We start from the raw sequence: 25,332 nt of genomic DNA on the forward strand, positions 1-25,332 counted from the left end.
ACCCTGCGGGCCAAGCCCTAACCTACTGCCAGTACCCTAGCATTACGTACGGCCCCGACTAGGAAGTGCCATGCGCAGCAAGATGTTTTTTTCGCGGCTCCAATGCAAAGAGCAGCACATGTTCGGGCCGGAGGCTGGACGCCTGGCTTTTTCAGGCCGCTGGGCATAGCTTAATTTCGGTTGGCCCGTATACATTCGCTCCGCCGAAAGGGCCCGCTAGGGCGCTGCGGCTTTCGTTGTTCATCTACTTCTTCTTTTTCATGCAGTATCGTAAACTTGGCAAAACCGGCTTTTCGGTTTCTGAAATTAGCTTGGGCACCTGGCAGGTCGGCGGCAAATGGGGCGACCCATTCAGCCACTCCAACGCCGACAATATCCTGAATGCGGCCGTTGATGGGGGTATCAATTTCATTGATACGGCCGACGTATACGGCGACGGTGAAAGCGAAAAAGCTGTCGGCCGGCTCGTGCGCAGCCGTTCCGAGCAAATTTATGTGGCCACCAAGTGCGGCCGCCAGCTCCAGCCCCACGTCAACGACGCTTACACGCCGGAGGCCATGCGCATGTTTGTGGAAGCCAGCTTGCGCAATATGCAGCTGGAAACGCTGGATTTGATTCAGTTGCATTGCCCACCCACCGAGGTGTACTACCGGCCCGAGATTTTCGAAGTGTTTGACCGTCTCAAAGAAGAAGGTAAAATTCAGAATCTGGGCGTGAGCGTGGAGAAGGTGGAAGAAGGCCTCAAGGCCATCGAGTATGCCAACGTCACCACGTTGCAGCTTATCTTCAACATGTTTCGGCAGCGCCCCACGGAACTGCTGTTCAAAGAAGCCCAGCGCCGCGACGTGGGCCTGATTGTGCGGGTGCCGCTGGCGAGCGGGCTGCTCACGGGCAAGTTTTCGGCTGATACCAGCTTCGCGCCCGAAGACCACCGCAATTTCAACCGGCAGGGCGAAGCCTTCGATAAAGGAGAAACCTTTTCTGGTGTCGACTACAACACCGGGCTGGAAGCCGTGGAAGAAATCAAGCAGCTTTTCCCCGGTCAGCCCAACCTGGCACCCATTGCCCTACGTTGGGTGTTGATGTTCAACGAAGTAAGCTGCGTAATCCCTGGCGCGTCCAAGCCGGAGCAGCTTAACTCCAACCTGCAAGCGGCAGACCTACCTGCGCTTTCTAGCGAGCAACTACAGCAAGTGCAAGCCATTTACGACCGTAAAATCAAGCCCCAAGTTCACCAGATTTGGTAGACAAACAGTAGGCCCAGACAACCAGAAGCCCCGCACGGACCGGTCCGTGCGGGGCTTCTGGTTGTCTGGGCCTACCATACGCTACGCTTCGCCGCGTAGCACTTCCAGTGGCGGGCGCGTCAGCACATCACGGCTATTGAAAAGGCCGATTAAGGCAGTGAGGGTAGTGGTGACGGCGGCCAGGACGAGGAGCGGACCTATAGCTGGCAAGAACGGTACTTCAAATAGGAAATACGCCAAGGCCCAGGCCGCGCCCACGGCCAGCACCAAACCAGCCACGGCCGCCAGCAGGCCCAGCAGGGCGTATTCCACCAAGGTGATACGCAGAATCTGCCGGCGGCTTGCGCCCAACGTGCGGAGCAGTACGCTCTCCTGCACCCGCTGGTAGCGGCTCACCACCACCGAGCTGACCACCACTACCAGCCCCGTGGCAATGCTGAAGAAGGCCATAAACTGGATAACGAAGGAGATTTTGCCGAGAATATCGTCCAGGGTTTGCAGTACCAGCCCCAAGTCGATGGCCGAGACGTTGGGGAAACCCTGCACCAGTTCCCGCTGCACGTCGGCCAGCACGTTGTTGTCGGGCACGCGTGTCATCAAGACCAGGAACTGCGGGGCCGGTTCCAGCACGCCAGCCGGAAACACTATCTGGAAGTTGGTTTGCACGCGGGTCCAGTCCACGGTGCGGGTGCCGCCGATAATGGTGGCAAGTGGGGCACCCTGCACGTTAAAGGTAAGCGTGTCGCCGAGCTTGACTTGCAGACGGCGCAGGAAATCGGAATCAACGGAAATGCGGGGCGTACCGTCGGGGGGTAGGTAGGGCGCCAGGCCCTGGTCCAGGGTTTCCGAGCTGATCAGCTTGTTGCGGTACGTCACGCGGTATTCGCGGGTGAGGCCACCCCGGCTGCGGCCGTTAAGGGTGTCCTTTTTGAGTTCGATGGTGGATTGACCGTTGATGGCGGCCAGCCGCATGGTCACGACAGGAACTTGCTGCAAAAGGGGGAGGCGGCGGCTGGTAAGCAGCTGCGTAACGCCGGCTCGTTGCCCAGGCTGAATATCGAAGAGCACCATGTTGGGTTGCCCATCGGCGGCCGACACTTGCACCCGGCTCAGCAGCAAGCCTTGCAGCAAGGAGAGCGTAGCCATTAGAAACACCCCCAGCCCAATGGAGACGGTAAGCAGCAGGGTTTGGTTGTTGGGCCGATAGAGGTTGGCTAGTCCTTGGCGCCACACGTAGCTCCAGGACGTAGGGTAGAAGCGCCGTACCGCTTGGCGCAGACCCTGACCCAGCCCGGCCAGCACGAAAAACGTAACCAACAGCCCGCCCGCAAAGCCAAGGGCCTGCTTCCAGTCGCGGGTTTGGAGGTACGCAAACCCCGTTATGAAGACGACCACCAAGCCATATACCAGCACCCGGAGCGGATCAGGCTGCTTGGTGTCTTCTTCGTACGCGGCCCGCAATGTCCGCAACGGCGATACGCGTCGGATACCAAGCAGCGGCAGCAACGCAAACAGCACCGATACCAGCACACCCGTCAGAATACCTTGGGCCACCGCCGACCACGACACGGCCACATGCACCGTGACCGGCAAAAAGCCTTCAAACAGCCGCGGCAGCAAGAGTTGCACGGCGGTACCCAGTGCAGCGCCCACCGTAGCGCCCACTAAGCCCATTGCCGCAATTTGCAGCAGATAGATGAGCATGGCTTGGCTGCCACTGGCCCCCAAGCACCGCAGCACTGCCACCGACGCCACTTTCTCGCGCACATACAAGCTCACGGCGCTGGCTACTCCTACGCAACCCAACAGGAGCGCCACAAAGGCCACTAGGTTCAGGAACCGGGTAAGGTCGGTGAACGAGCGGCCGGTCTGCCGCTTACGTTCCGTCACGGTGTCGGAGCTGATGTTCACTTTATCGAGGCGGGCTTCCAGCGTCTTAACGATGGCATCAACATCGGTGCCTGGCGCAAACTGGTAGTAGGTGCGGTACTGCACCCGGCTGCCGCGCTGCATCAACCCGGTTTCAGGCAGATATTGGCTGGGAATAAACACAGTAGGGGCCACGGCTGCACTAAACCCCGACTGGCCCGGCGTTTTGCGTACCCGCCCCGCAATACGAAAGGTGAGCTTACCCACCCGAATAGAGTCGCCGGGCTTGGCGGCAAACTGCACCAGCAGGGCGTCATCTACCAAGGCCACCCGTTCGCGCGAAGTCATGGATTGCCGAAACGCTGCCACGGCCGCTACAGGCTCCGTGAGCCATTCACCGTAATACGGAAACGCGCCGCTCAGGGCCTTTATTTGCGCCAGACGTACGCCTTGGCCCTTCGGAAACTGAACCAGGGAGGCAAAGGCCACCTCCTCGCTCCGGTCGCGGCCGAGCTTGCGCAGTGTTGGGGCCAGCGTCGAGTCAAAGGGCTGACTGCCCGAAAGCACCAGATCGGCGCCCACCAGTTCGCGCGCCTGCTCGTCGATGCTACGGGCCAGGTTGTCGCCAAAGCCCCGAATACCCACTAGCGCGGCAATACCAAGTACAATGGCCGACACGAACAGCAAGAGCCGGGAGCGGCTGCGGCGGCTGTCGCGCCAGGCCATGCGCCACAGCCAGGAGAGTGCAGGCTTGGTGGCAGGAAGCGGGCTGGTACTCATACAGTGGTAGAAGCAACAGTAGCGGGAGCGGTGCGCGTGTCAGAGAGCATGGCGCCCCCCTTGATGCGCACAATGCGTTGGGTACGAGCGGCCAACTCCAGGTCGTGCGTGACGAGGACAAGCGTAGTACCGGCTTCCCGGTTGAGTTCAAACAACAGCTCGACCACCCGGGCGCTGGTGTCGGCATCGAGGTTGCCGGTGGGCTCATCGGCGAACAGAATCTTAGGGCGGTTCACAAACGCTCTAGCCAAGGATATACGCTGCTGCTCACCCCCCGACAACTGCGTGGGGTAGTGGTGCCCGCGCCCGGCCAGGCCAACCCGCTCCAGGAGTTCCTGCGCCGTTTTGGTACCGTTGCGGACGCCGCGCAGCTCGAGCGGTACCAGCACGTTTTCAAGGGCCGTAAGGGTGGGCAGCAGCTGGAAGTTCTGGAAGATGAAGCCCACGTGCTCGTTGCGCACCGCGGCCCGCTGGTCTTCGTTTAGGTGGTCGAGCTGAATGCCATTGAGCCACACACTGCCTGAGCTGGCCCGGTCCAGGCCGGCACACAAGCCTAACAAGGTGGTTTTGCCGCTGCCCGAAGGCCCTACGATGGCAAAAGTGTCCTGGGCCTGCAACTCGAAACTGACGGATTCCAACACCGTTAACGACCGGCCGCCGCTGGAATAAGATTTGGTGAGATTTTCTACTTTAAGCACAAACAAGCTGGTTGCGTCCGCTACGGTAGCGGAAATGAAGAATCAGGAAATAAATATCAACTCTAAGGCCTCTGCTGCATAAAACATCACGCCGCGCAGCCAGGGTGTGTTAACGGCTACGTTGGGCCTGGTACTACCACATTATGTTTCAAGCAGCGGAAGTCAGGGTGGAGTACGTTGCAGTAGCCGGCTGGTGAGCTTATTGTTTGGAATAAGCAGACGAAATAACCCATGCAATACTTTGGGCTGTTACGTAAACACCAAACAAAGTAGCTTCGTCCCTCATGAAACCTGTCCTGTCCCTGTTTAGTTGCTGCCTGCTGATGCTGGCTAGTTGCAACTCCGAGCCGAAAACCGCCGAAGCTCCCGCCACCGGGGCTACGCCGCCAACTACCACTGCTGCGCCCACACCCGCCGGTAAGCAAACCATCTTGTTCTTCGGCAACAGCCTTACCGCCGGCTACGGCGTGGAGCCTGAAGAAGCTTTTCCGGCTTTAATTGGCCAGAAAATAGATTCTGCCGGCTTAGGCTACACCGTTGTCAACGCCGGCCTGAGCGGCGAAACCACCGCTGGGGGCCGTAGCCGGGTGGGCTGGGTGCTGCGCCAACCCGTATCTATCTTCGTGCTGGAATTAGGCGGCAATGATGGCCTGCGGGGCTTACCCCTCACCGATACTCGCAAGAACCTGCAAGCTATTATTGATACGGTGCGCCGCCGCAGTCCTCAAACCCGGATTGTGCTGGCGGGCATGCAAATCCCACCCAACCTCGGAGTGGACTATGCCACCCAGTTCAAGGCGCTCTACGGAGAGCTGGCCCGCCAGAATCAGCTGGTTTTGATTCCGTTTCTGTTGGAGGGAGTAGGAGGTGTTACCAAACTCAACCAGCAGGATGGCATTCATCCCACACCCGCGGGCCACCGCCTCGTAGCCCGCACCATCTGGCCGATTCTGCAACCGTTGTTGCAGCAGCCCGCGCCAGCCAGCAAGTAGCGCTACGTGCCAACGCCGAGGCCGCCGGAGGTCAAGTGAGCTATGAAACGCTTTACTTTACCTCCGGCGGCCTCTATGCTTGTATAGGTTCTGCTAGTTACCCCTCAAAATGATAGAGGAAGGTGATGATACCGGTGTAGGCAGGTTTCAACTGGTCCTTGATTTCCAGCGTTACTTCCAGACGAGCCTTGGCAATGCCCCGAAGATTTTTCACCGACAACAACGTGGCCCGCAGCCGCACTGAACTATCCACCGTTACGGCCTGGTTGAAGCGTAAGCTTTCAATTTCATAATTCACCTGCATTTTCAGGTTCTCGATGGAAAGAATCTGGTGCCACAAGTAGGGCAGCAACGAAACCGTGAGGTAACCGTGCGCGATGGTGGATTTGAATGGTGATTCGGTAGCGGCTCGTTCCGCATCCACATGGATCCACTGGTAATCGAGAGTGGCCGCGGCAAAGCTGTTGATTTGCTGCTGGGTGATGGTGTGGTAATCGGACACGCCCAGTTCCTGCCCAACATAGTGTTCAAGTTCGGGCAGGCTGCGAATCGTTAGTTTGTTCATGCAAGTGTGGTTGGGTGAATGGGGCGGTATACCTAAGGCGCAACGGCAGGTTCGAGAAAACGTCCGCCAAAAGGCAATTGAAGACAAGGTGCCTGGCGTAAAGGCACTGAAAAATAGCGGTAAAATCGTGAAGTAAGGGCCGCTTACGTCTCGCGGCGAAATGTATACGTGCTGGTAGCAAAGGGTAGGTACAAGCCGGCACTGGTCGTGACTCGTAATTCTGCGCTTTCTCAGCCCAATACGTGCGCGTACTAGGTTGCTTCCTGGTTTTGTAGAAAGGTAGTAGTGGCGTGCAAATAAAAAGCCCTCCAGTTGCTTCCAGAGGGCTTTATTCAGTTAAATCGACCGTTTTTAGTACGCTTTAGACTGCCATTCTATTAAGGCCACGCGCATGGTAGGCAACTGGGTGCGAAAAGAAGCATCGTCTTTGTCGCCCATCTTAATGGCCTTGCGGCCATACACGATGGCCGTGTCATAATCAAGTTTGGAAGCCAACAACCGAGCTTTGATCCAATTGTTGGTATATACATCACGCAGGCGAATGGACTCATTGATGTAAGAAAGAGCTTTTTCGCCGCTGAGGTTATTGCGCACTAGATATTCGGCGGCTTGTGCCAGCAGCTGCCAATCGTTGGGACGAGCGGCTACGGCCTGTTCGATGCCCGCTAGCACGCGCGCCTGCGCGTTGGTGTTGAGGTAGAGGCTAACGGTTTTCTTTTCCCAGCTTAGGTTGAGATGGGCGCTAGTGGTGGTAAGGTCGGAAAACCAGTAAAGCAGCGTTTCGTGATGAGTAGAGGTTTCCGGAACTACGGGAAGACGCAGCACATCGTCCTGCTCGTTGTAGCCTTCCGCGCCCCAGTGCGTGGTTACCTTATTGAAAATAAGCTCCCAGTCTTGGTCGGAGCGGGGCATCACATAGAACGAGTACTTGCCAGCGGGCAGCAGTTTGCCATTGACCCGCACCGAGTCGGAGAAGGTGATGATGGTGTTTTCATTGGCTCCTGCCCGCCACACTTGGTTGTAGGGAACCAGGCCTTCCCAAATAACACGGTTTTTAACACTTGGAGCGTGGTAATCAACTGTTACATCCGTAAGTCCGATGGCGTGCTGCAGCACCACATGGGGGCTGGGCTGGGGCAGCGGAAACAAGGATTCGGTTGGAGCCGAGGGGGGCGAAGTGGTTTGGGCCACGGCGGCGGGCAGTGGGAGCAGCCCCAGCAACAAGCCTGCAACAGGTAGGATTCGGCAAAGAGAACAACGCATACTAGCTATTCAGTAGCAACAGGTGAGTAGGAGAGCGGAGCAAACGATGCCCTGGCTGGAGACAGAGCGAAACCAACCCCAGAAACAATAGTGCCAGAAGTAGGTTGCAACGGAGTACTTCGATAAAAGTCCAGCTTCTTACGAAGATTTTCTGAAAAAAATTTCGTTTCGTCAGCTGAGCTTGTACTTTTGCGCCATTCCTTGTTGTATATGCCTGCTTTTGCCGCGCCTACTTTCTGCTTTATCAGCCCCGTGGCTGCTTCCGCCCTTGGCGAAGCAGCGGGGTTGCGCGCGGCACTCCATCATGAGCACGGCCACCATTCCTCTTTTTAGAGGAATAACGCACCATATTGCCCCGTTGGGTTCACCAGATCTGGTGGCCCGGTCACCCCAAAAAGGTGGCCCCACTCGTCGTTGCTTGTCTTGCCGCGGCCACTTCCCCTCTTTTTCTCGCCTGGAAGCACGTGTGCGGTTATCAACCTCTCACCAACCACTTCCCCACCTGTCACCCCAACCTTTATGATTCGTCTTGCCATCCAGAAGTCAGGCCGCCTGAGCGAAGACTCGCTGAACCTGATTCGGGAGTGCGGTATCAGCTTTATTGCTAGCTCGTACAAGCTCAAAACCGAAGCCACTAACTTCCCGCTCGAAATCCTGTACCTGCGCGACGATGATATTCCGGGCTACGTACAGGATGGGGTGGCCGACCTGGGCATTGTGGGTCAGAACGTGTTGGTGGAAGCGGGGTACCCGGAGTTGGAGTTGGAGCCGCTGGGTTTCAGTAAGTGCCGCCTAAGTCTGGCCGTAGCGCGGGCCGCCCACTACGATTCCGTAGCTGACCTGCAAAACAAGAACATTGCCACCTCGTACCCGGCCATCCTCGGCAAATACCTGGCCGAGCACGGCGTACAGGCCAACCTGCATACCATCAGCGGGTCAGTGGAAATTGCGCCCAGCATCGGGTTGGCCGAGGCCATCTGCGACATTGTCAGCAGCGGCTCTACGTTGCTTGGCAACGGCCTGCGGGAGGTGGAAACCGTATTTCGTTCGGAAGCAGTATTAATTGCCAATCAACACCTGAACGAGGAAAAGCGGGAGCTACTCGAGCAACTACAGTTCCGGATGCAGGCTGTCCGCCGGGCTCGCCGCAACAAGTATATTCTGCTGAATGCGCCCACGGCTTCTTTGGCCGCGGTGAAAGCATTGCTGCCCGGTATCAAATCCCCCACGGTCACGGCGTTGGCTGAGGAAGGCTGGGTGTCGGTGCAGTCGGTGGTGAATGAGGATGATTTCTGGCACATCACGGGCCAGCTGAAAGCAGTTGGGGCCGAGGGCATCCTGGTGCTGCCTATCGAGAAAATGATTAGTTGATTGCTGGTTGTTGGGCTGTTGATTGTTACTCCCTTATAGTGAGTGAGTATGCAACTTTCATCAATCAGCACCTTAGCAAGCACCAATCAACCTTCACCAATCAACAACTACCTCATGCAAATCTTTCAATACCCGGCCCAACAGGAGTGGGCAGCCCTGCAAGAGCGAGCTGCCGCCCAACAAGCCCAGGATATCGAGTTGCGGGTGCAGCAAATTTTCGAGGACGTACGCCAGCGGGGCGACGCGGCTTTGGTGGACTACACTCAGCGCTTCGACGGGGCCGACGTACGTGCGGGGTTGCGCGTAACGGCCGAGGAAATTCAGGCGGCCGTGGCGCAGGTGCCGTCAGAGCTACAAACCGCTATTCGGCAGGCCCACGCCAACATCTGGAAATTTCACGCCACCCAACGCGAGGAAGAAAAGCGGGTGGAAACCATGCCGGGCGTAACATGCTGGCGGCGGGCAGTGCCCGTACAGCGGGTGGGCCTCTACATTCCGGGCGGTACGGCGCCGTTGTTCAGTACCTTATTAATGCTAGGTGTGCCGGCGCGGTTGGCGGCCTGTCCGGAGGTAGTGCTGTGCACTCCGCCGCAGAAAGATGGTACGGTGAATCCGGTGATACTCTTCACGGCGCAGTTGCTCAACATCAGCACCATCATCAAGGCGGGCGGCGCCCAAGCTATAGCCGCGCTGAGTGGGGGCACGGAAAGCGTACCGGGCGTAGATAAGATCTTCGGTCCCGGCAACCGCTACGTAACGGCCGCCAAGCAGTTGGCTACGCGCTATGGCCTCGCCATTGACATGCCTGCCGGTCCTTCGGAAGTGCTCGTTATTGCCGATGAAACTGCTAATCCGGCCTTTGTGGCCGCTGACCTGCTGAGCCAAGCCGAGCACGGCCCTGATTCGCAGGTGATACTTTTGTCGGACTCGATGACGATTATCGAGCAAACGCAAGTGGAAGTTGCCCGCCAGTTGGCTGATCTGCCGCGGGCCGCGGTAGCCGCGCAGGCTTTAGAGGAAAGCCGTGCTATCCTGCTGCGTACTCCCGAGGAAATGCTGTTCTTCTCCAACCAGTACGCGCCCGAACACTTGATTTTGGCCGTACGCAACCCCGAGCAATTGGGGGAGGGCGTTACCAGCGCCGGGTCGGTGTTCCTCGGCCACCTAACGCCTGAGGCGGCCGGCGACTACGCGTCGGGTACCAACCACACGCTGCCGACCAACGGCTATGCCCGCAACTACAGCGGCGTCTCGCTGGATTCGTTCCTGAAGAAAATCACCTTCCAGCGTATCAACACCGAAGGTCTGCTGCACGTGGGCCCGGTAGTGGAAACAATGGCTGAAGCCGAAGGCTTGCAGGCCCACGCCCGCGCCGTCACGTTGCGCCTAGATTCCATCCACGCCGAGCAAACAGCAATTAGCAACCCGGTGCACAGCTAGGACAAACCAGCCCGAATCCGCTTGCCGCCCCTGTAGCTGCGTTCTTGTTTTCGGGCTGGTTTGTCCACCGCTGCGTTGCCTTACTTCTTCGTTGTTGCTTGACAGTTGAAAACCATGTTTGATTTAGATAGCCTTGTGCGCCCCAACATTCGGGTAATGAAACCATATTCTTCGGCCCGCGACGAGTTTCAGGGCGAAGCCCGGGTGATGCTCGATGCCAACGAAAACAGCCTCGGTAGCACGGGTCCCGCCCAGTTCAACCGCTACCCTGATCCGCAGCAGCACGCCGTGAAACGCGTGTTGGCGGAATTAAAAGGAGTGGAGCCCACCCACATCTTCCTCGGCAATGGTTCCGACGAAGCCATTGACTTGTTGGTACGGCTCACTTGTACACCCGGCCAAGACAGCATTCTGCTCTTGCCCCCGACCTACGGCATGTACGAAGTTGCCGCCAACCTCAACGACGTTGGCATTGAGCGGGTGCCACTCACGGCTGACTTCCAACTCTCGCCGGATATTGTAGCCCAGGTGCTGGCCTCGAAAGCGAAGCTCGTGTTCCTCTGCTCGCCGAACAACCCGACCGGCAACTTGCTGCACGCCGCGGCCATCGAGGAAATTCTGGTAGGTTTCTCCGGGCTAGTAGTGGTAGATGAAGCCTACGCCGATTTTGCCGCCGCGCCTAGCTGGACCACCCGCCTAGCTGAATTCCCCAACCTAGTGGTGTTGCAGACCTTCTCGAAAGCGTGGGGGTTGGCGGGCTTGCGTCTAGGCATGGCTTTCGCCGCACCCGATATTGTGCGCTACCTCAACAAGATCAAGCCTCCTTATAATATATCGGAAGCCACCCAGCAGCACGCCCTCACGGCGTTGCACAATGCCCCGCACTTCGAGCAGCTCCGCGAGCAACTCCTCCAGGGCCGCCACTGGCTGGCTGCGCGGTTGCCGTCGCTGGCTATTGTGGAAGAAGTGTTCCCGTCGGATGCCAACTTTCTGCTGGTACGGTTCCGCCCCGATGCCACGGCCGTCTATGACTATCTGCTTGGACAAGGCATTGTTGTTCGCAACCGCACCACCCAGCCGGGCTGCGTGGGTACGCTGCGCCTGACCGTGGGCACGCCCGCCGAGAACGAACACCTGCTGGCTGCGCTGGCCGCATACCAAGATTAGCCGTCGGCCTCCTAAAACCAGCAACATGCAGCTTGTTCTGTTCTGCGGGATTCAAGCCACGGGTAAGTCCACTTTCTACCAGCAGCAGTTTTTCCATTCGCACGTGCGCATCAGCCTGGACCTGCTGCGCACGCGCAACCGGGAGTGGCGTCTGTTGCAGTTGTGCCTGGAAACCCAGATGCGCTGCGTGATTGACAACACCAATCCTACCCGGGCCGAACGAGCCATCTACATAGAGCCTGCCCGCGCCGCGGGGTTCACGATAGTCGGCTACTTTTTTCAGTCTGCTACTGCCGAGGCCTTGGTTCGCAATCAGCAACGTCCGTTGGAGCGCCAGGTTCCTGAGCGTGGTATCCGGGGCACCCGCAACCGGCTGGAGTTGCCTAACCGCGCCGAAGGCTTCGATCAACTCTATTACATACAGCCGCTCGGCAACCAGAAATTCGCAATCAACGATTGGCAGGATGAAGTTCACTGACCTTAACGCGCGGCTGCGCGTATTCGAAACTGCCCACGACCACTGTGCTTTGCCAGGCCTCTACCTAGTGGCCCGGCTTGACGGCCGCGGCTTCACGCGCCTCACCAAAGAAACCCATCCGTTTGAAGCTCCCTTTGACAACCAGATGCGGGACTACATGGTGGAAACCACGCGTCAGTTGCTGGACTGCGGCTTTCGCATGGTGTACGGCTATACGCAGAGCGACGAAATTTCCTTGCTGCTGCACCCGCAGGAAGATTCCTTTGGTCGGAAGCTGCGTAAGTACACCTCTATACTAGCGGGGGAAGCCTCCGCTCGTTTTTCCTTGCTCTTAGGATCAGTGGGCGTGTTCGACTGTCGGATTTCCCAACTACCCCGCCAACAGGATGTGGTTGACTATTTCCGATGGCGGCAGGAAGATGCGGGCCGTAACTCGCTTAGCGCGCACTGTTACTGGCTGCTGCGCAAGCAAGGCTGCTCGGTAGCGGAGGCCACGGCTCAGGTGAAAGGACGTAGTGTAGCCGCCAAGCACGATTTACTTTTCGGGCAGGGAATCAACTACAACGAGTTGCCGGCTTGGCAGAAGAGGGGAGTGGGCCTCCACTGGGAAGCATACGCCAAGTCTGGAGTGAATCCGTTCAGCCAGGAGGTGGTGGAAAGCACCCGCCGCCGATTGGCCATCAATCACGAGTTGCCCGTGGGTGATGCCTACACCGACTACGTTTGTTCCTTGCTGCCCGCACTCCAGTAAAGCCTTGCCTTCAGTTTTATACCTTTCTCGTTCATCAACTCACCTGCGGGGCTTGCTATGCAGCCCAGCGGTATCTTGCACTCCATGAAAAAAGTTCTCTTCATCGACCGCGACGGCACCATTCTGATTGAGCCCCCCATCGACTTTCAGATTGACGCCCTGACCCGGGAGAAGTTTCAGTTTGTACCAGGCGCCATTACCGGCCTCGCGCGCATTGCCCGGGAACTCGACTACGAACTAGTACTGGTTAGCAACCAAGATGGGCTGGGTACGGAAAGCTTTCCGGAAGATACCTTCTGGCCAGCCCATACCATGATGCTCGATATTCTGCGCTCGGAAGGGGTGGAGTTCGTGCATGAGCACATTGACCGTAGTTTCCCCCACGAAAACTTGGCTACGCGTAAGCCCGGTGTTGGCATGTTACAACATTATATGGGAGAGGCTAGCGGTTACGATTTGGCTAATTCTTTTGTCATTGGGGATCGGCTCACAGATGTAGAGTTGGCACAAAACATAGGATGCCAGTCTATTCTTATTAGGAATGACCCTGACGAACGGGCTAGTTTGACGACAACCAGCTGGGAAACTATATACCAATTCCTGCGGCTGCCTGTTCGCACCGCTGTAGTACAACGCGACACCAACGAAACCAAGATTCACATCGAGTTGAATCTGGACGGTAATGGCCGGCCGCAGATGCACACGGGACTAGGCTTTTTTGATCATATGCTTGATCAGCTTAGCAAGCATTCGGGGGTCGACATGAAGATTCAAGTGCAGGGCGACCTTCACATTGACGAGCACCATACAATAGAGGACACAGCCATTGCCTTGGGGGAAGCCTTCACCCAGGCGCTCGGCGACAAGCGAGGGTTGGCTCGTTATGGATTTCTACTACCCATGGATGATGTGCTGGCCCAAGCAGCAATCGATTTCTCGGGCCGGCCGTGGCTGATGTGGGAAGCAGATTTCAAGCGGGAGAGAATAGGGGATATGCCCACCGAAATGTTTTACCATTTCTTTAAAAGCTTCTCTGATGCGGCGCGTTGCAATCTGAACATCAAAGCCGAGGGCACCAATGAGCACCATAAGATTGAAGCCATTTTTAAAGCGGTAGCTAAAGCCATGAAGATGGCACTGGTGCGGGATGCCGGGAAGATGGAAATTCCCAGCACCAAAGGCATTTTGTAGACGTTACCCAAATGTATATACAAATGAGTAATCCATTGTGCCGCTCGTTTGTGTATTCAATACAAGGTTCCAACCCGAAGACACGAAAGGAGAAACGGGCAGGAAAAGAAGTTTTTTCGAGTTTACCCATATACTTATACATATGGGTAAACTTCGATCTGATTCATTTACGTACAGTATGGAAATAGCAGTAATTGATTACAAAGGCGGTAATGTGCAGTCAGTACTTTTCGCCCTCGACCGGTTAGGGGTGCAGGCTACTCTAACGGCCAACCACGACGCCATTCGGCGCGCCGATAAGATCTTGTTCCCAGGTGAAGGGGAAGCGGCTTCCGCAATGGAAGAACTGCGGGCCCAAGGCCTCGATCAGTTACTACCTACGCTCACGCAGCCCTTCTTGGGTATCTGTTTAGGTATGCAGCTACTGGGGCAGCACAGCGAGGAGAATAACGCCGATCTGCTTGGGATCTTACCTTTCGATGTGGTGCGCTTTCCTGCTAGCCCAGACCACAAGGTTCCGCACATGGGGTGGAACACGTTGCAACAGCTACGGTCGCCGCTCTTTGCTGGCTTGCAGGAACAAGATTACGTGTACTTCGTGCACAGCTATTATGCGCCCGTTGGAAACTACACGATTGCGGAAGCCACATATCCCGCGCCCTTCAGTGCTGCCGTTCAGCACAAGAATTTCTACGCCGTGCAGTTCCATACTGAAAAGAGCGGCCCAGTGGGTACCCGTATCCTAGAAAACTTTTTGAAGATGTGAGGGGGTGCTGGCTGATAGGGCCAAGCGCAGAAGTAGCAAGGCAGCATCAGCAGGTAAGTACCCCTTCAACAACCAACAATCGATTAGCATCACATGGAAATAATTCCCGCCATCGACCTCATCAACGGGCAGTGCGTCCGTCTGACGGAAGGCGACTTCGCCCAGCAAACCACTTACGATTCCGATCCGGTTACGGTGGCCCAGCGTTTCGAGCAGCAGGGAGTGAAGCGGCTGCATCTGGTGGATCTAGATGGGGCCCGGGCCAAGCAGCCGGTGAATCTGCCGGTTCTGGAGCGTATTGCCCGTAGTACGTCGCTGGTTATTGACTACGGCGGGGGCCTACAGAGCGAAGAGGCTATTCGACTAGCGTTTGATGCCGGCGCCGCGCAGGTAACGGCTGGCAGCATTGCCGTGCGGGAGCCCGAACTAGTAGGAGGGTGGCTCCAGTCGTTTGGAGCCGATAAGATCATTGTCGGGGCAGACTTCCGCGACAATCATATTTCCATTAATGCGTGGGCCGAGCAAAGCGAACGGACGCTACAGGAGTTTCTGGAAGGGTACCTGGGTGCGGGTGCTACCACTTTCATCTGTACCGATGTGAGCAAGGATGGTAAGCTGCAAGGCCCGGCCCTGGCTACCTACCGTACGCTGCGCGAGGTGCTGCCAGCTGCCCAACTCATTGCTAGTGGCGGTGTCACGACCATTGCGGATGTGGCCGCGCTAGCAGAAATCGGGATGCACGGTGCCATTATTGGTAAGGCTATCTACGAAGGAACTATCACGCTGGCCGAACTGCAGCCGTGGCTGTAAAAAACAAGTTTTTCGGGGCTGATGAGTGGGGTGTCCCATAGGGGAGTTTCCTCATCGGATACTGCGCTAGGCAAACCGAAAGCAATCAATCAACAACGACAACCAAGCAACATGCTGACCAAACGTATTATTCCCTGCCTCGACGTCAAAGATGGCCGCACCGTGAAAGGGGTCCGCTTTGAAGGCTTGCGTGACGCCGGCGACCCGGTGGCCCTGGCTTCCCGCTATGCCCGCGAAGGAGCCGATGAACTGGTATTTCTCGACATTACGGCCACCAATCAGAAGCGGGCTACGCTGGTGGCGCTGGTGCGGGATGTGGCCCGGGAACTGGATATTCCTTTCACGGTGGGTGGGGGTATCGGGACGGTGAAAGACGTGGAGGCCTTGCTGCTGAACGGGGCCGATAAGGTCAGCATCAATTCGGCCGCTATAGCCCGGCCCGAGCTTATTGATGAGCTGGCGCGCCGGTTCGGGTCCCAATGCATTGTGGTAGCCGCTGATGCCCGGTACCATGAGCCCGAAGGCTGGCAGATTTATACCCGGGCTGGCACCCACAATACGGGCCTCGATGCGGTGCAATGGTGCCGGGAAGCCGCTGACCGCGGCGCGGGGGAAATTTTGCTGACCAGCATGAGCAACGACGGCTGCAAAGAAGGCTTCGCGCTTGATATTACGGGGGCCGTCAGCCGGGCTGTTTCTGTACCCGTAGTGGCGTCGGGAGGAGCGGGGTCCAAGCAGGACTTCACCAATGTGTTTCAGCAAGCCCACGCCGATGCGGGGTTGGCGGCCAGTATCTTTCACTTCGGCGAAATCGGTATCCGCGAACTAAAAGAGCACCTTCGCCAGGACGGTATCCCTGTCCGTCTTTAGGGGCTTTCTTGTTGCTGCTTGGATGCAGGCGTTGATTTCAGACAATTACGACTAATGAATATGGATTTCGCCAAAATGCCCGACGGTCTCGTGCCGGTTATTGTTCAGGATGCGCAAACCGGACAAGTGCTGATGCTAGGTTATCAGAATGAGGAAGCACTTAACAAAACCAAGCAGGAGGGGCGGGTCACGTTCTTTTCTCGCTCCAAGCAACGGCTCTGGACCAAAGGCGAAACCAGCGGCAACTACCTCACAGTAGTCAGCATGCACCCCGACTGCGACCAGGATGCCCTGCTGATCTTGGCCACCCCCGACGGCCCTACCTGCCACCGGGGCACGACTAGCTGCTTCGAGCAGCCCAAGCAGTCGGCATATCCGGCGCCGGCCGTGAGCTTCGTGGCGGAGCTGGAGCGGCTGGTGCAACGGCGGTATCACTTCCCTGATGAAGAACCGAAGTCGTATACGGCCTCCTTGTTTCGGAAGGGCATGCCCAAAATGGCCCAAAAAGTAGGAGAGGAGGCGGTGGAAACTGTTATTGACGCGGTAGCTGGCAATCGAGAAGGCCTTAAGGGCGAAGCAGCAGATTTATTGTACCATTTGTTGGTGTTGCTCACCGCGTCGGGTTTGTCTCTGGAAGATATTGTCGAGGTGTTGCGTCAGCGACACAGCACCATTTCGCAAGGCGTGCGCCGCGAAGAGTAGCTTTTTGGCATACAATAACATAGAAAGGTCCGTCTATAACTACAGACGGACCTTTCTATGTTATTGTATGCCAACTAATTAACTAAGCTGCTTACGGATTTTGTCTAACAGGATACGGACAATATCGAGGTCGTCGGTGTCCTGGATGTGCAATTGAGTGTCCAGCCCCGGGCCGCTGATATGAATCATGAAGCTGGGAGGGCCCGCCGAAGTGGGGGGAGTAATCGGCACAGGTGCAGCCGCCTTGCGAGGAGCCGGGGTAGCTGGAGCAGCTCCGGTTGGTGTCGGGGAGGGTTCTGGCGCGGGAGTATTAGATGCTGTTTTATTATATACTTCAGGGGAGGGCGTTATGGGCTGGTGGCGGGTTTGGTTGGATGTGGTACCAGACGAAGAGCTATGAAGTCCAAATAACGCCGATATAGGGTCTGTGTCGGAATCTTCGGGGGGAGTAGACCTCCCAACAGGGGCTGAAGGCACAAACTGCCTAGTTAGCGGTGTACTAGATGCTGGGGTGTCATCTAAGTCAGAGTCCAAATCCGCTAAATTGGGCTGTGCTGCTATCGAGGGTTCGGAGCCCGAGTCTGAATTAGTAGCTGCCTTGGATGCGGCCGAACCTTTAAACAGGTTGAGGGGCATCTCACCACTAGCTAGCTCACGGCGCGGACCTTGTTGGGCAGCCAGCTGGTCTATGTCCGCAATGACATTCCGCTCATCGATAACGCCCGTCATGCGGGCGCCTTCCACGAATGACTTGGCCACGTTTTGAGCATTTATCTCTTCTACACCAAACTCTCTGATGAGCATGATGTCGAACATGTGCACGGGAAGCTCGCGGTTGCGAAACTTGCGGCATATCTGCGTAAACAGCGGTGGGTGGAGAAATGCTTCCCGATGGTACAGCGTTTCTTCCTGTTTGTCATACGCATGCTTGATACGCCGAAACAAGTTGGTTGTAGTAAGCAACTCACGTTTGCTAGTAAGCAGACCAAACTTAACTGCAGAGCCAAGGATGGCTTTGAAAGAGCCACTCACTTTACGATTGAGCTTACGAGCACAAGTCTCTAAAGAACATTTGCCTCCCGTATCATCGACAACTTCTGAAACCTCCCAAGCGCTTTGATAACTCGTCCGGGGGTAGTCTATGGTTTTAGGCATAAAAGGATATAGTTACAAGTGGAGGGCAAGTATAAGAATAATAAGTATGTGAAAGTAGTATGAAGTATAAAAAAGTCAATAAAAGTTATACTTTAATATACTTTTTGTGCTTTTTTGTGCTTAAATAGGCAATCTATAATATTTTTTTCTACACCTTAGATGTCATCAGTCCATATATCAATTATATACCACACTAATTAAGGCCCGGGACCGGGCGGGAGGGACGATTATCAGGCTCACACGTTCCCATATCTAATTCAAGTAACAAGTTCTCATCTATGACAAGTGATTAACACTTTACACTCAGCATCAGCCTACGGCCTTAAAACCATGCTTCCTTAGGAGCTTCAAGCAAGCTGAAAAGTAGGAGAGAGGCGCAGCTCAATTATGGGCCCTGTCCAATAGCCAGAGAAAGGCCAATGTTGAGGCAAGCTTGTCTTACACAAAGCAACGCGTTAAGGCTAGCTAGGTCTATCCACGGGTATTGAACGTTACAGCATACTACTGGGGCAAATGGAGTATGAACAGCTTAACATAATTATCCTTTAATATGAACGGTCTTTAAGTGGGTACAGCTTATAGAGTTGTTTTTTTTAACCAAGAACTACATGCTTTAGCTAAACCAGTATCCATGCAAGTCCAGCTTTCATGTAGCCATCAAAGGCATTCTGAAGCTCGGAATTATCGAACTGCTTCAGCGAGAAATTACGTGAGCACCTGCAAAAGCTAAATAGCTCTTCGCGGCGCGGATATTCAGTATACCGCTGAGCCCGTTAAGCTATTCAACTCAGTAGATACCGCATGCACCTTAGGTAAGGCAACCATGCAAGTCCATATCTACCTTCAGATCTTATTGGAGTCTCTATTTGAGTATATGTATGGTAGACCATATCATAGCCATATAACAAGCGCACTTAGGCTCCCAAGTTTCAACTTACTTTTTGTCTTATAATTTATATTATGTTAAGTAGACCTTTTAAAAACTAACCCGAAGCTATTAGACTGCTTCGGGTTAGTTGCTCTATCCCCTCCTAATGAGGAGAACTTACTTCTTCAAACCGTCGAGCTTAGCATTCATCTTCTCGGCATCTGATGTGCGACCGAGTTTGGCGTATACTTTGCCAAGTGACGAAATGGTTGCGCGGTCATCAGGCTGAATAGTCAGTGCTTTCTCGAAGTATGGCACAGAATCAGTGAAGAACTTTTTCCCCTCCGTTTCAAACTTCTTACCGCTCTTCTGATACGTTGCCAAATCCATCTTACTGGCTCTAGTATACAGTTCAGCCGCCTTGTTGTAATTGTATACACCAAGGTTGAAGTTGGCGTCGAAATTGTTCGGGTCGTTTTCTACGGCCTTGCGGTATGCTGCCAATGCTTTTTCGGGCTGCTTGTCTTGGTCGTAGATCGAACCGAGCACAGCATACAGGTTGGAGTTCTTGGGGTCAGCAGCAATAGCATTTTCAATCTTGGCAATAGCTTCTTTACCACGGCCAGCGCTCAGATACATATTCAACTCCTCCAGCATAAAGCTTTTGTTGTTGGGATATGCTTTCAATGCTTGCTCGACCACTTTCATGGCTTCCTGCTCGTTTTTCTCTTGGCGCGCTATCTGCAACATCCGCCCGTACATCTGGGGCGACTTGTAGTTCATGCCCTGCAACTGAGCATACGTCTGCTTGGCAGCAGCAAAATCCTCTTTGGCTTCCGCCGCATATGCCGCGTACAGGTAGGCCGTCGTATCTTGCGGACGGATTTGCTGCGCCATTTTGTAAGCATTCAGCGCTTCGTCGTACTTTTTGCCGTTGTAGTTTTCTACACCTGCATTAAGGGCCAACCCATACAAGTTGTCGAGCTTGGCAGTGGCTTGCTTACCGAACTCACCATCTTTCCCGTCAAGCTCGATGGCTTTCTTATAGGAATCGTACGCTACCTTGGTGCCTTCCCCGGGCTGCAATGACTTGCCATAAATCGGGTTGCTAGTCATGGCATCGTAGATTTCGCCCCGCGTATACCAAGTTTTGGCTTTCGTGGAGGTCTTCTCGTTGGTAATGGCTTTGTCAATCTCGGTGCGAGCTTTGTCGAGCAAGCCTTGCTTTTGGTTCAAAATGGCGTTGGTGACCGCCGAATTCTGAGCTGAAGCGGAAGTTAAAGCTGCTGCTGCAACAAGGGTCAGGATAATCTTCTTCATGGGGGTTTTGCGTGAAGAATGAGGTGGAAAGGAAATGCTGAACAAACAGGAAGTGCCGGCGCGAAGTTCAGCTTGCCGGCGGTGTAGCTTTTGGTACTGGCAGGAGCAACGCTGTGCTCCGTGAGAAGAGGTGCAACGCCTCGCTCCTGCCGTTACCTTAAAAACAACGCTTAATTGTCGCTAAGCGTGTCCGGATCAGTGAGAGAATCTAAGTCCGCAGCGTCTGGCAACGCCTCGACAGCGGAGCTACCTTCGCCGTTAGCAACGATAGTGCCATCCACGGCTAGCTCGTCCGCTAGTTCTTTTTCGTCTTCGGCAGCTACCTTGGCTACCGACGAAATAGCATCACCATTACTCAAGCGAATCAAGCGGACACCTTGGGTGGCCCGACCAATGGAACGCAGCTCTTTCGCCACGCTCATCCGCAGCGTAATGCCCGACTTGTTGATAATCATCAAATCATCGGTGTCAGAAACTGCCTTGATGGTCACCAAGGCGCCGGTTTTGTCGGTGATCTTCATAGCCCGAACACCTTTACCCCCGCGGTTGGTAATGCGGTATTCTTCGAGCGGACTACGCTTACCATAACCGTTCTCGGAAACCACTAGCAGTTCTTCCTGGCTATCGTTGGCAATGCAAACCATCCCTACTACCCGGTCGTTTTCATCGGAGAGCGTGATGCCCCGTACCCCGGCGGCCGTGCGGCCCATGGAGCGCACTTTCTCTTCGGGGAAACGAACAGCCCGACCGGAGCGGAGCGCTACCACTACCTCCGACTTACCGCTGGTCAACTGCACGTCAAGCAGACGGTCGCCTTCGTTGATGGTAATAGCGTTGATACCGGCCGTCCGGGGACGCGAATACGCTTCAAGCGGCGTTTTCTTGACGGTGCCCTGCTCGGTGCAGAACATCAGGTAGGTGTTCTCCAGGTAATCTGGGTCGCGCAGGCCCCGCACGTTGAGCACGGAACGCACACTGTCTTCACGTGGAATCTCGATGAGGTTTTGAATCGGACGGCCTTTAGCGGCTTTCCCGGCTTCCGGTACTTCGTACACTTTCAACCAAAACACCCGCCCAAGTTCGGTGAAGAACAACAAGTACTCGTGGGTGGTGGCTACAAACAGGTGCTCCGTAAAGTCGTCCTGCTTGGAACCGGCGCCCCGGGCCCCTACTCCTCCCCGACCCTGCGTGCGGTATTCCGCCAGCGCCGTACGCTTGATATAGCCGTCATTGGAGATGGTTATCACCATGCTCTCGTCGGCTATCATGTCTTCCATGGAGAAGTCGCCACCGGCGTACTCAATCATGGTCCGACGCTTGTCGCCATACCGCTCCCGGATGTCGAGCATCTCGTCGCGGATGATCTTGCGCTGCAACTCATCCGAGGCCAATACCGACTTCAGATAATCAACAAGCTTCATAAGCTCGTCGTACTCCTGCACAATCTTGTCGCGCTCCAGGCCCGTGAGGCGCTGCAGACGCATATCCAGGATAGCACGGGCCTGTATCTCACTTAGCGAGAACCGCTCGATGAGTTGGGCACGGGCTACTTCGCCGTCGCGGGACCCGCGGATCAGCGCAATTACCTCGTCTAGGTGGTCAAGCGCGATAAGCAGACCCTCCAAGATGTGGGCCCGCTTCTGGGCTTCGGCCAGTTCGTAACGGGTACGGCGTACTACTACGTCGGCACGGTGCTCAACGAAGTAATGGATCAGCTCCTTGAGGTTAAGCGTCATCGGACGCCCTTTCACCAAACACACGTTGTTTACCCCGAACGAGGATTGCAACTGCGTGTAGCGATAGAGCTGGTTGAGCACCACGTTAGGCATAGCGTCGCGCTTAAGCACGTACACAATGCGCATCCCGTCTCGGTCCGACTCGTCGCGCAGGTCAGCAATGCCTTCGATGCGCTTCTCGTTGATCAGGGCGGCCGTCTTCTCGATCATCGACGCCTTATTCACCATGTAGGGAATTTCGGTGACTACAATCTGCTCTTTGCCGCTGTCCATGGTTTCTACGTGCGCTTTTGCTCGCACTACCACCCGGCCGCGGCCGGTTTCAAAGGCTTGCTTTACGCCTTCGTAGCCGTAGATGGTGCCACCTGTCGGGAAGTCCGGCGCGGTGATATGCTCCATCAGCTCGGCCACGGTAACCTCGGAATTGTCGAGGTAGGCTACAATGCCATTCACGACTTCCGTCATGTTGTGGGGTGGCATGTTGGTAGCCATACCCACGGCAATACCCGTCGTACCGTTGACCAGCAGGTTAGGAAACTTCGAGGGCATTACGCTGGGCTCTTCCAGCGAGTCATCGAAGTTGGGTTGAAAATCAACCGTCTCCTTGTCTAAGTCACCGAGCATTTCGTCGGCCAGGCGCTTGAGGCGGGCCTCGGTGTAACGCATAGCTGCCGGCGAATCGCCGTCGACGGAGCCGAAGTTACCCTGGCCGTCCACGAGCGGGTAGCGCAGGCTCCAATCTTGGGCCATGCGCACCATGGTGTCGTACACGGAGGAGTCACCGTGGGGGTGATACTTACCGAGTACCTCGCCCACGATACGGGCGCTTTTCTTATAGGATTTGTTGTAGGATACGCCCAGCTCGCTCATACCATAGAGCACACGCCGGTGCACTGGTTTGAGGCCGTCGCGTACGTCGGGCAATGCCCGGGAGATGATAACCGACATCGAGTAATCGATGTAGGCGCCGCGCATCTCGTCTTCGATGTTGATCGGAATGATCTTTTCGCCTTCCGCCATAGGGAGAACTTAGTCGGCCGGAGGGCTGCTTGTGAGGGAGTTCCGGCACCGTGAAATGATGGTTGCGTTAAGCCTGCAAGATAGGTAAAAAACCCTGTTTTTCCTAGATTCTACCCGGATTTAGATAGCCTGAAAGCTCCGCTACTACCTCAGCGGATGGACCTGCTTTTATCGGCCTTATGCTTGCCTGCTTTGGGGTTGTAAGTCTTGATTTTTTCGCCGATGGCAGGGTTCTGCTTCTTGAAAATAGGCTGCCCTCGGTACTTCACCCCATCATGGAAATGCACCTTACGCGTGTGACAGGATACAATGGGACAAGATCGGCAGGAGGCTACGGCGAGGAGCACAAGCAGTGGCCACCACCGCTGCAGGAAGAGGAAACGGAATTTCATGGGGTAAAGATATTCAGTTACCGGTTGCCAGCCAGACCAGCCGCTTAATCTGCACTCCAGCTCTTCACGACCTCAACCCAACCTATTCAGAAGGCAACACCTACCCGACGCTAGACAAACACTCTACCTGTTATTACGTATTGTCCTACGTTAACCCTTTTCCTACTACTACCATTGAAGTCATGGGTTCAACACAACGTATAACGCCCGTTATAAGTAGCACGGGAATGGGCTCAAGCTAGCTGGTATGGTTTATGGTATTCGTGCTAGTGCTTATGCGCAAGATGCTATAAAAACTACATTTAATTGAAAACAGGCACTGCCATGAAGCCGGATAAGACAGTAGTTGAAGCGGTCAATGACTGCCTGAAACCAGAGCATATCAGCCAATTGGCCACCCTGGTAAGCAAAGACCGCACGCTAGTGGAGAAGGGAATGGCTACCCTAGTTCCCTTGGTGGTGCGTGCCCTCGCTGACCGAGCCGCCCGGCACAACGGCCTGGAAGCCGTATGGAACCTGGTGCAACAAGCGCAAACTACAAAGCCCCTAACGCAGCTTGACACCCTGGCTAGCACTGAGTGGAACGGACGCGGGGTACTGCTCTTGCAGAACCTACTCCACGACGCGTACGAATCAACCACCTTTCGCCTGGCCGTGCAGTCTGGGGTCCCTACAGCCTCGTATGCCCAGTTGATAGAAGTGGCAGTGGCCGCTGTATTGGGGACTCTCGGCCACTATGCAACCACTCACACGCTTGACGCTGCCTCTCTCAGTGGTTGGTTGCAAACCCACAATCAGCCGACCCCACCCGTAGCAACACCCGCGCAGCCCAGCCCGGTACCCCCTCCCCCTTCTTCACGCCGGTCTCTCCCACCACCCGTTATGGCAAACGCCCCCAAGTTTGAAGCGGGCGCCGGCAACTGGGACACAGTAGGAGGCGGCAGCATCTTTGTACCCCAGCAGCGCACTAAAGCAGGCCTGGCCCGACTAGGCAGGTGGAAATGGGCATTGCTGGTTTTACCTGTGCTGCTTCTGGCCTATGGCTTCTTCACCTGGGGCGTACCCAATTACTCCACTCCCTCTCTGGCAGAAGACACTCCGGTGACCTACACTGCTAACGCCGCTGCGAGCCAGCCAAACGGCGCCACCGACACGGGCGCTCCAGTTCCTTCCGGTCATTATGATGCGGCTACAGATACGTACATCTATCACACGGGCCAGCCGCTCATCATCACGCTGGCGGACGGTAGCACCCAGCGCGTAGGCATGAATTCCACCGAATACCAACTCTACCGATTTCTGGCTGATGCCCGGCAGCAAGTTGATTCGCTGGACCCGGCCGTTGGTTGGATCAATGTGGACCGGGTGTACTTTAAATCAGGGGAAGCCACGCTTACCCCTGAGTCTGAGCAACAGCTGCGCAACCTAGCCGCTATTCTGAAAACATTCCCACGGGCGCACATTCTATTCGGCGGCTACAGCGACAGTAGTGGCGACAGGTTGAAAAACCTCCACTTAAGTGACGCCCGTGCCCAAGCGGCCATGCGCGCATTGGCGGCACAGGGCATTTCCTTGGGTCGTCTGCAAGCCATCGGATACGGTGAAGCCTACGCGGTGGCTTCCAACGCTGCTCCCGTTGGCCGGGCGCTCAATCGTCGGCTAAGCATCAAGGTCATGACCAAATCCGCCGCGCCGCTTCCAGAACCCCCGAAGGCGGTTTCGCCAAAGCCAACAGCAACGGGTTTGGCGGCTCAATCGTCTAGTGCCAGGCGAGCTAGTAGTGCCCGCCAAGGGCGTAAACCACGGCAGCGTACCAAAGTAGGTCGTTGGATCAACAATCTACGCCAGAACTTGCGCGCCAAAAATAAAAGAAACCAATAA

General features: G+C 55.7%; 22 protein-coding genes. 14 read left to right on the plus strand and 8 right to left on the minus strand.

The window, feature by feature from the left end; genetic code table 11:
- The first annotated feature begins 260 nt into the window (after window positions 1-260).
- The gene (locus MTX78_RS11325) at window positions 261-1,247 is read left to right on the plus strand and encodes an aldo/keto reductase (protein ID WP_243802731.1); all 987 of its coding nucleotides are present in this window, start codon (window positions 261-263) and stop codon (window positions 1,245-1,247) included.
- Between the two features lie 81 nt (window positions 1,248-1,328).
- Here the strand turns inward: MTX78_RS11325 and MTX78_RS11330 are convergent, their stop codons facing one another.
- Both MTX78_RS11330 and MTX78_RS11335 read right to left on the minus strand, forming a co-directional pair.
- A complete protein-coding gene (locus MTX78_RS11330; RefSeq protein WP_243802733.1) occupies window positions 1,329-3,896 on the minus strand; it encodes an ABC transporter permease in 2,568 nt (855 codons plus the stop codon).
- On the minus strand, window positions 3,893-4,600 hold the full coding sequence (locus MTX78_RS11335) for an ABC transporter ATP-binding protein (RefSeq protein WP_243802735.1): 708 nt from the start codon (window positions 4,598-4,600) through the stop codon (window positions 3,893-3,895). Before MTX78_RS11335 ends, MTX78_RS11330 begins: the two co-directional genes overlap by 4 nt.
- Before the next feature lie 278 nt (window positions 4,601-4,878).
- On the opposite strand from MTX78_RS11335, the gene MTX78_RS11340 reads away from it, so the two are divergent.
- The gene (locus MTX78_RS11340) at window positions 4,879-5,586 is read left to right on the plus strand and encodes an arylesterase (RefSeq protein ID WP_243802738.1); all 708 of its coding nucleotides are present in this window, start codon (window positions 4,879-4,881) and stop codon (window positions 5,584-5,586) included.
- A gap of 97 nt (window positions 5,587-5,683) precedes the next feature.
- On the opposite strand, the gene MTX78_RS11345 is transcribed toward MTX78_RS11340, so the two are convergent.
- Together MTX78_RS11345 and MTX78_RS11350 are read right to left on the minus strand one after the other, a co-directional pair.
- Window positions 5,684-6,151, minus strand: a complete 468-nt coding sequence (locus MTX78_RS11345) for a MaoC family dehydratase (RefSeq protein ID WP_243802740.1) — start codon at window positions 6,149-6,151, stop codon at window positions 5,684-5,686.
- 351 nt (window positions 6,152-6,502) lie between these two features.
- Complete coding sequence (locus tag MTX78_RS11350; RefSeq protein ID WP_243802742.1) at window positions 6,503-7,414, minus strand: DUF2911 domain-containing protein; 912 nt, start codon at window positions 7,412-7,414, stop codon at window positions 6,503-6,505.
- Between the two features lie 210 nt (window positions 7,415-7,624).
- On the opposite strand from MTX78_RS11350, the gene MTX78_RS25265 reads away from it, so the two are divergent.
- The 11 genes from MTX78_RS25265 (at window position 7,625) to hisIE (ending at window position 16,960) form a co-directional block, all read left to right on the plus strand.
- A complete protein-coding gene (locus tag MTX78_RS25265) occupies window positions 7,625-7,747 on the plus strand; it encodes a hypothetical protein (RefSeq protein ID WP_262924451.1) in 123 nt (40 codons plus the stop codon).
- A gap of 186 nt (window positions 7,748-7,933) precedes the next feature.
- Window positions 7,934-8,785, plus strand: coding sequence for an ATP phosphoribosyltransferase (gene hisG, locus MTX78_RS11355; RefSeq protein WP_243802745.1), 852 nt, complete (start codon window positions 7,934-7,936; stop codon window positions 8,783-8,785).
- Window positions 8,786-8,899: 114 nt separating this feature from the next.
- Window positions 8,900-10,225 carry a histidinol dehydrogenase gene (hisD, locus tag MTX78_RS11360; RefSeq protein WP_243802747.1) on the plus strand — a complete coding sequence of 442 codons (1,326 nt, stop codon included), beginning with the start codon at window positions 8,900-8,902 and terminating at the stop codon, window positions 10,223-10,225.
- Between the two features lie 156 nt (window positions 10,226-10,381).
- On the plus strand, window positions 10,382-11,392 hold the full coding sequence (hisC, locus tag MTX78_RS11365; protein WP_317258944.1) for a histidinol-phosphate transaminase: 1,011 nt from the start codon (window positions 10,382-10,384) through the stop codon (window positions 11,390-11,392).
- A 25-nt stretch (window positions 11,393-11,417) separates the two neighbouring features.
- Window positions 11,418-11,870, plus strand: coding sequence for an AAA family ATPase (locus MTX78_RS11370; RefSeq protein ID WP_243802752.1), 453 nt, complete (start codon window positions 11,418-11,420; stop codon window positions 11,868-11,870).
- Entirely contained in the window at window positions 11,857-12,621 is a 765-nt protein-coding gene (locus MTX78_RS11375) for a tRNA(His) guanylyltransferase Thg1 family protein (protein ID WP_243802754.1), read from the plus strand. Before MTX78_RS11370 ends, MTX78_RS11375 begins: the two co-directional genes overlap by 14 nt.
- 84 nt (window positions 12,622-12,705) lie before the next feature.
- Window positions 12,706-13,812 carry a bifunctional histidinol-phosphatase/imidazoleglycerol-phosphate dehydratase HisB gene (gene hisB / locus MTX78_RS11380; protein WP_243802756.1) on the plus strand — a complete coding sequence of 369 codons (1,107 nt, stop codon included), beginning with the start codon at window positions 12,706-12,708 and terminating at the stop codon, window positions 13,810-13,812.
- A 178-nt stretch (window positions 13,813-13,990) separates the two neighbouring features.
- Complete coding sequence (gene hisH, locus MTX78_RS11385) at window positions 13,991-14,578, plus strand: imidazole glycerol phosphate synthase subunit HisH (RefSeq protein ID WP_243802869.1); 588 nt, start codon at window positions 13,991-13,993, stop codon at window positions 14,576-14,578.
- Window positions 14,579-14,671: 93 nt separating this feature from the next.
- A complete protein-coding gene (gene hisA, locus MTX78_RS11390; protein ID WP_243802758.1) occupies window positions 14,672-15,388 on the plus strand; it encodes a 1-(5-phosphoribosyl)-5-[(5-phosphoribosylamino)methylideneamino]imidazole-4-carboxamide isomerase in 717 nt (238 codons plus the stop codon).
- A gap of 111 nt (window positions 15,389-15,499) precedes the next feature.
- Window positions 15,500-16,258, plus strand: a complete 759-nt coding sequence (gene hisF / locus MTX78_RS11395) for an imidazole glycerol phosphate synthase subunit HisF (protein ID WP_243802759.1) — start codon at window positions 15,500-15,502, stop codon at window positions 16,256-16,258.
- 54 nt (window positions 16,259-16,312) lie between these two features.
- Window positions 16,313-16,960 (plus strand): bifunctional phosphoribosyl-AMP cyclohydrolase/phosphoribosyl-ATP diphosphatase HisIE, encoded by a 648-nt coding sequence (gene hisIE, locus MTX78_RS11400; protein ID WP_243802761.1) that lies wholly within the window; start codon window positions 16,313-16,315, stop codon window positions 16,958-16,960.
- Between the two features lie 78 nt (window positions 16,961-17,038).
- On the opposite strand, the gene MTX78_RS11405 is transcribed toward hisIE, so the two are convergent.
- The 4 genes from MTX78_RS11405 to MTX78_RS11420 form a co-directional block, all read right to left on the minus strand.
- Window positions 17,039-17,923, minus strand: coding sequence for a hypothetical protein (locus MTX78_RS11405; protein WP_243802763.1), 885 nt, complete (start codon window positions 17,921-17,923; stop codon window positions 17,039-17,041).
- A gap of 1,237 nt (window positions 17,924-19,160) precedes the next feature.
- On the minus strand, window positions 19,161-20,303 hold the full coding sequence (locus MTX78_RS11410; RefSeq protein ID WP_243802765.1) for a tetratricopeptide repeat protein: 1,143 nt from the start codon (window positions 20,301-20,303) through the stop codon (window positions 19,161-19,163).
- A 170-nt stretch (window positions 20,304-20,473) separates the two neighbouring features.
- Entirely contained in the window at window positions 20,474-23,059 is a 2,586-nt protein-coding gene (gyrA, locus tag MTX78_RS11415; protein WP_243802767.1) for a DNA gyrase subunit A, read from the minus strand.
- A gap of 149 nt (window positions 23,060-23,208) precedes the next feature.
- Complete coding sequence (locus tag MTX78_RS11420) at window positions 23,209-23,451, minus strand: hypothetical protein (protein WP_243802769.1); 243 nt, start codon at window positions 23,449-23,451, stop codon at window positions 23,209-23,211.
- A 324-nt stretch (window positions 23,452-23,775) separates the two neighbouring features.
- Between MTX78_RS11420 and MTX78_RS11425 the strand changes: the two genes are divergently transcribed.
- Window positions 23,776-25,332, plus strand: coding sequence for an OmpA family protein (locus MTX78_RS11425; RefSeq protein ID WP_243802771.1), 1,557 nt, complete (start codon window positions 23,776-23,778; stop codon window positions 25,330-25,332).

It is taken from the genome of Hymenobacter tibetensis (assembly GCF_022827545.1).
Classification (GTDB): Bacteria; Bacteroidota; Bacteroidia; order Cytophagales; family Hymenobacteraceae; genus Hymenobacter; species Hymenobacter tibetensis.

Coding starts and splice junctions, on each gene's coding strand:
- hisD (WP_243802747.1), top strand. CDS start 8,900: ATGCAAATCTTTCAATACCCGGCCCAACAGGAGTGGGCAGCCCTGCAA.
- MTX78_RS11420 (WP_243802769.1), bottom strand. CDS start 23,451: ATGAAATTCCGTTTCCTCTTCCTGCAGCGGTGGTGGCCACTGCTTGTG.
- MTX78_RS11350 (WP_243802742.1), bottom strand. CDS start 7,414: ATGCGTTGTTCTCTTTGCCGAATCCTACCTGTTGCAGGCTTGTTGCTG.
- MTX78_RS11410 (WP_243802765.1), bottom strand. CDS start 20,303: ATGAAGAAGATTATCCTGACCCTTGTTGCAGCAGCAGCTTTAACTTCC.
- hisH (WP_243802869.1), top strand. CDS start 13,991: ATGGAAATAGCAGTAATTGATTACAAAGGCGGTAATGTGCAGTCAGTA.
- MTX78_RS11375 (WP_243802754.1), top strand. CDS start 11,857: ATGAAGTTCACTGACCTTAACGCGCGGCTGCGCGTATTCGAAACTGCC.
- hisB (WP_243802756.1), top strand. CDS start 12,706: ATGAAAAAAGTTCTCTTCATCGACCGCGACGGCACCATTCTGATTGAG.
- hisC (WP_317258944.1), top strand. CDS start 10,382: ATGAAACCATATTCTTCGGCCCGCGACGAGTTTCAGGGCGAAGCCCGG.
- hisA (WP_243802758.1), top strand. CDS start 14,672: ATGGAAATAATTCCCGCCATCGACCTCATCAACGGGCAGTGCGTCCGT.
- gyrA (WP_243802767.1), bottom strand. CDS start 23,059: ATGGCGGAAGGCGAAAAGATCATTCCGATCAACATCGAAGACGAGATG.
- MTX78_RS11370 (WP_243802752.1), top strand. CDS start 11,418: ATGCAGCTTGTTCTGTTCTGCGGGATTCAAGCCACGGGTAAGTCCACT.
- MTX78_RS11330 (WP_243802733.1), bottom strand. CDS start 3,896: ATGAGTACCAGCCCGCTTCCTGCCACCAAGCCTGCACTCTCCTGGCTG.
- MTX78_RS11345 (WP_243802740.1), bottom strand. CDS start 6,151: ATGAACAAACTAACGATTCGCAGCCTGCCCGAACTTGAACACTATGTT.
- MTX78_RS11325 (WP_243802731.1), top strand. CDS start 261: ATGCAGTATCGTAAACTTGGCAAAACCGGCTTTTCGGTTTCTGAAATT.
- hisIE (WP_243802761.1), top strand. CDS start 16,313: ATGAATATGGATTTCGCCAAAATGCCCGACGGTCTCGTGCCGGTTATT.
- hisG (WP_243802745.1), top strand. CDS start 7,934: ATGATTCGTCTTGCCATCCAGAAGTCAGGCCGCCTGAGCGAAGACTCG.
- hisF (WP_243802759.1), top strand. CDS start 15,500: ATGCTGACCAAACGTATTATTCCCTGCCTCGACGTCAAAGATGGCCGC.
- MTX78_RS11340 (WP_243802738.1), top strand. CDS start 4,879: ATGAAACCTGTCCTGTCCCTGTTTAGTTGCTGCCTGCTGATGCTGGCT.
- MTX78_RS25265 (WP_262924451.1), top strand. CDS start 7,625: ATGCCTGCTTTTGCCGCGCCTACTTTCTGCTTTATCAGCCCCGTGGCT.
- MTX78_RS11425 (WP_243802771.1), top strand. CDS start 23,776: ATGAAGCCGGATAAGACAGTAGTTGAAGCGGTCAATGACTGCCTGAAA.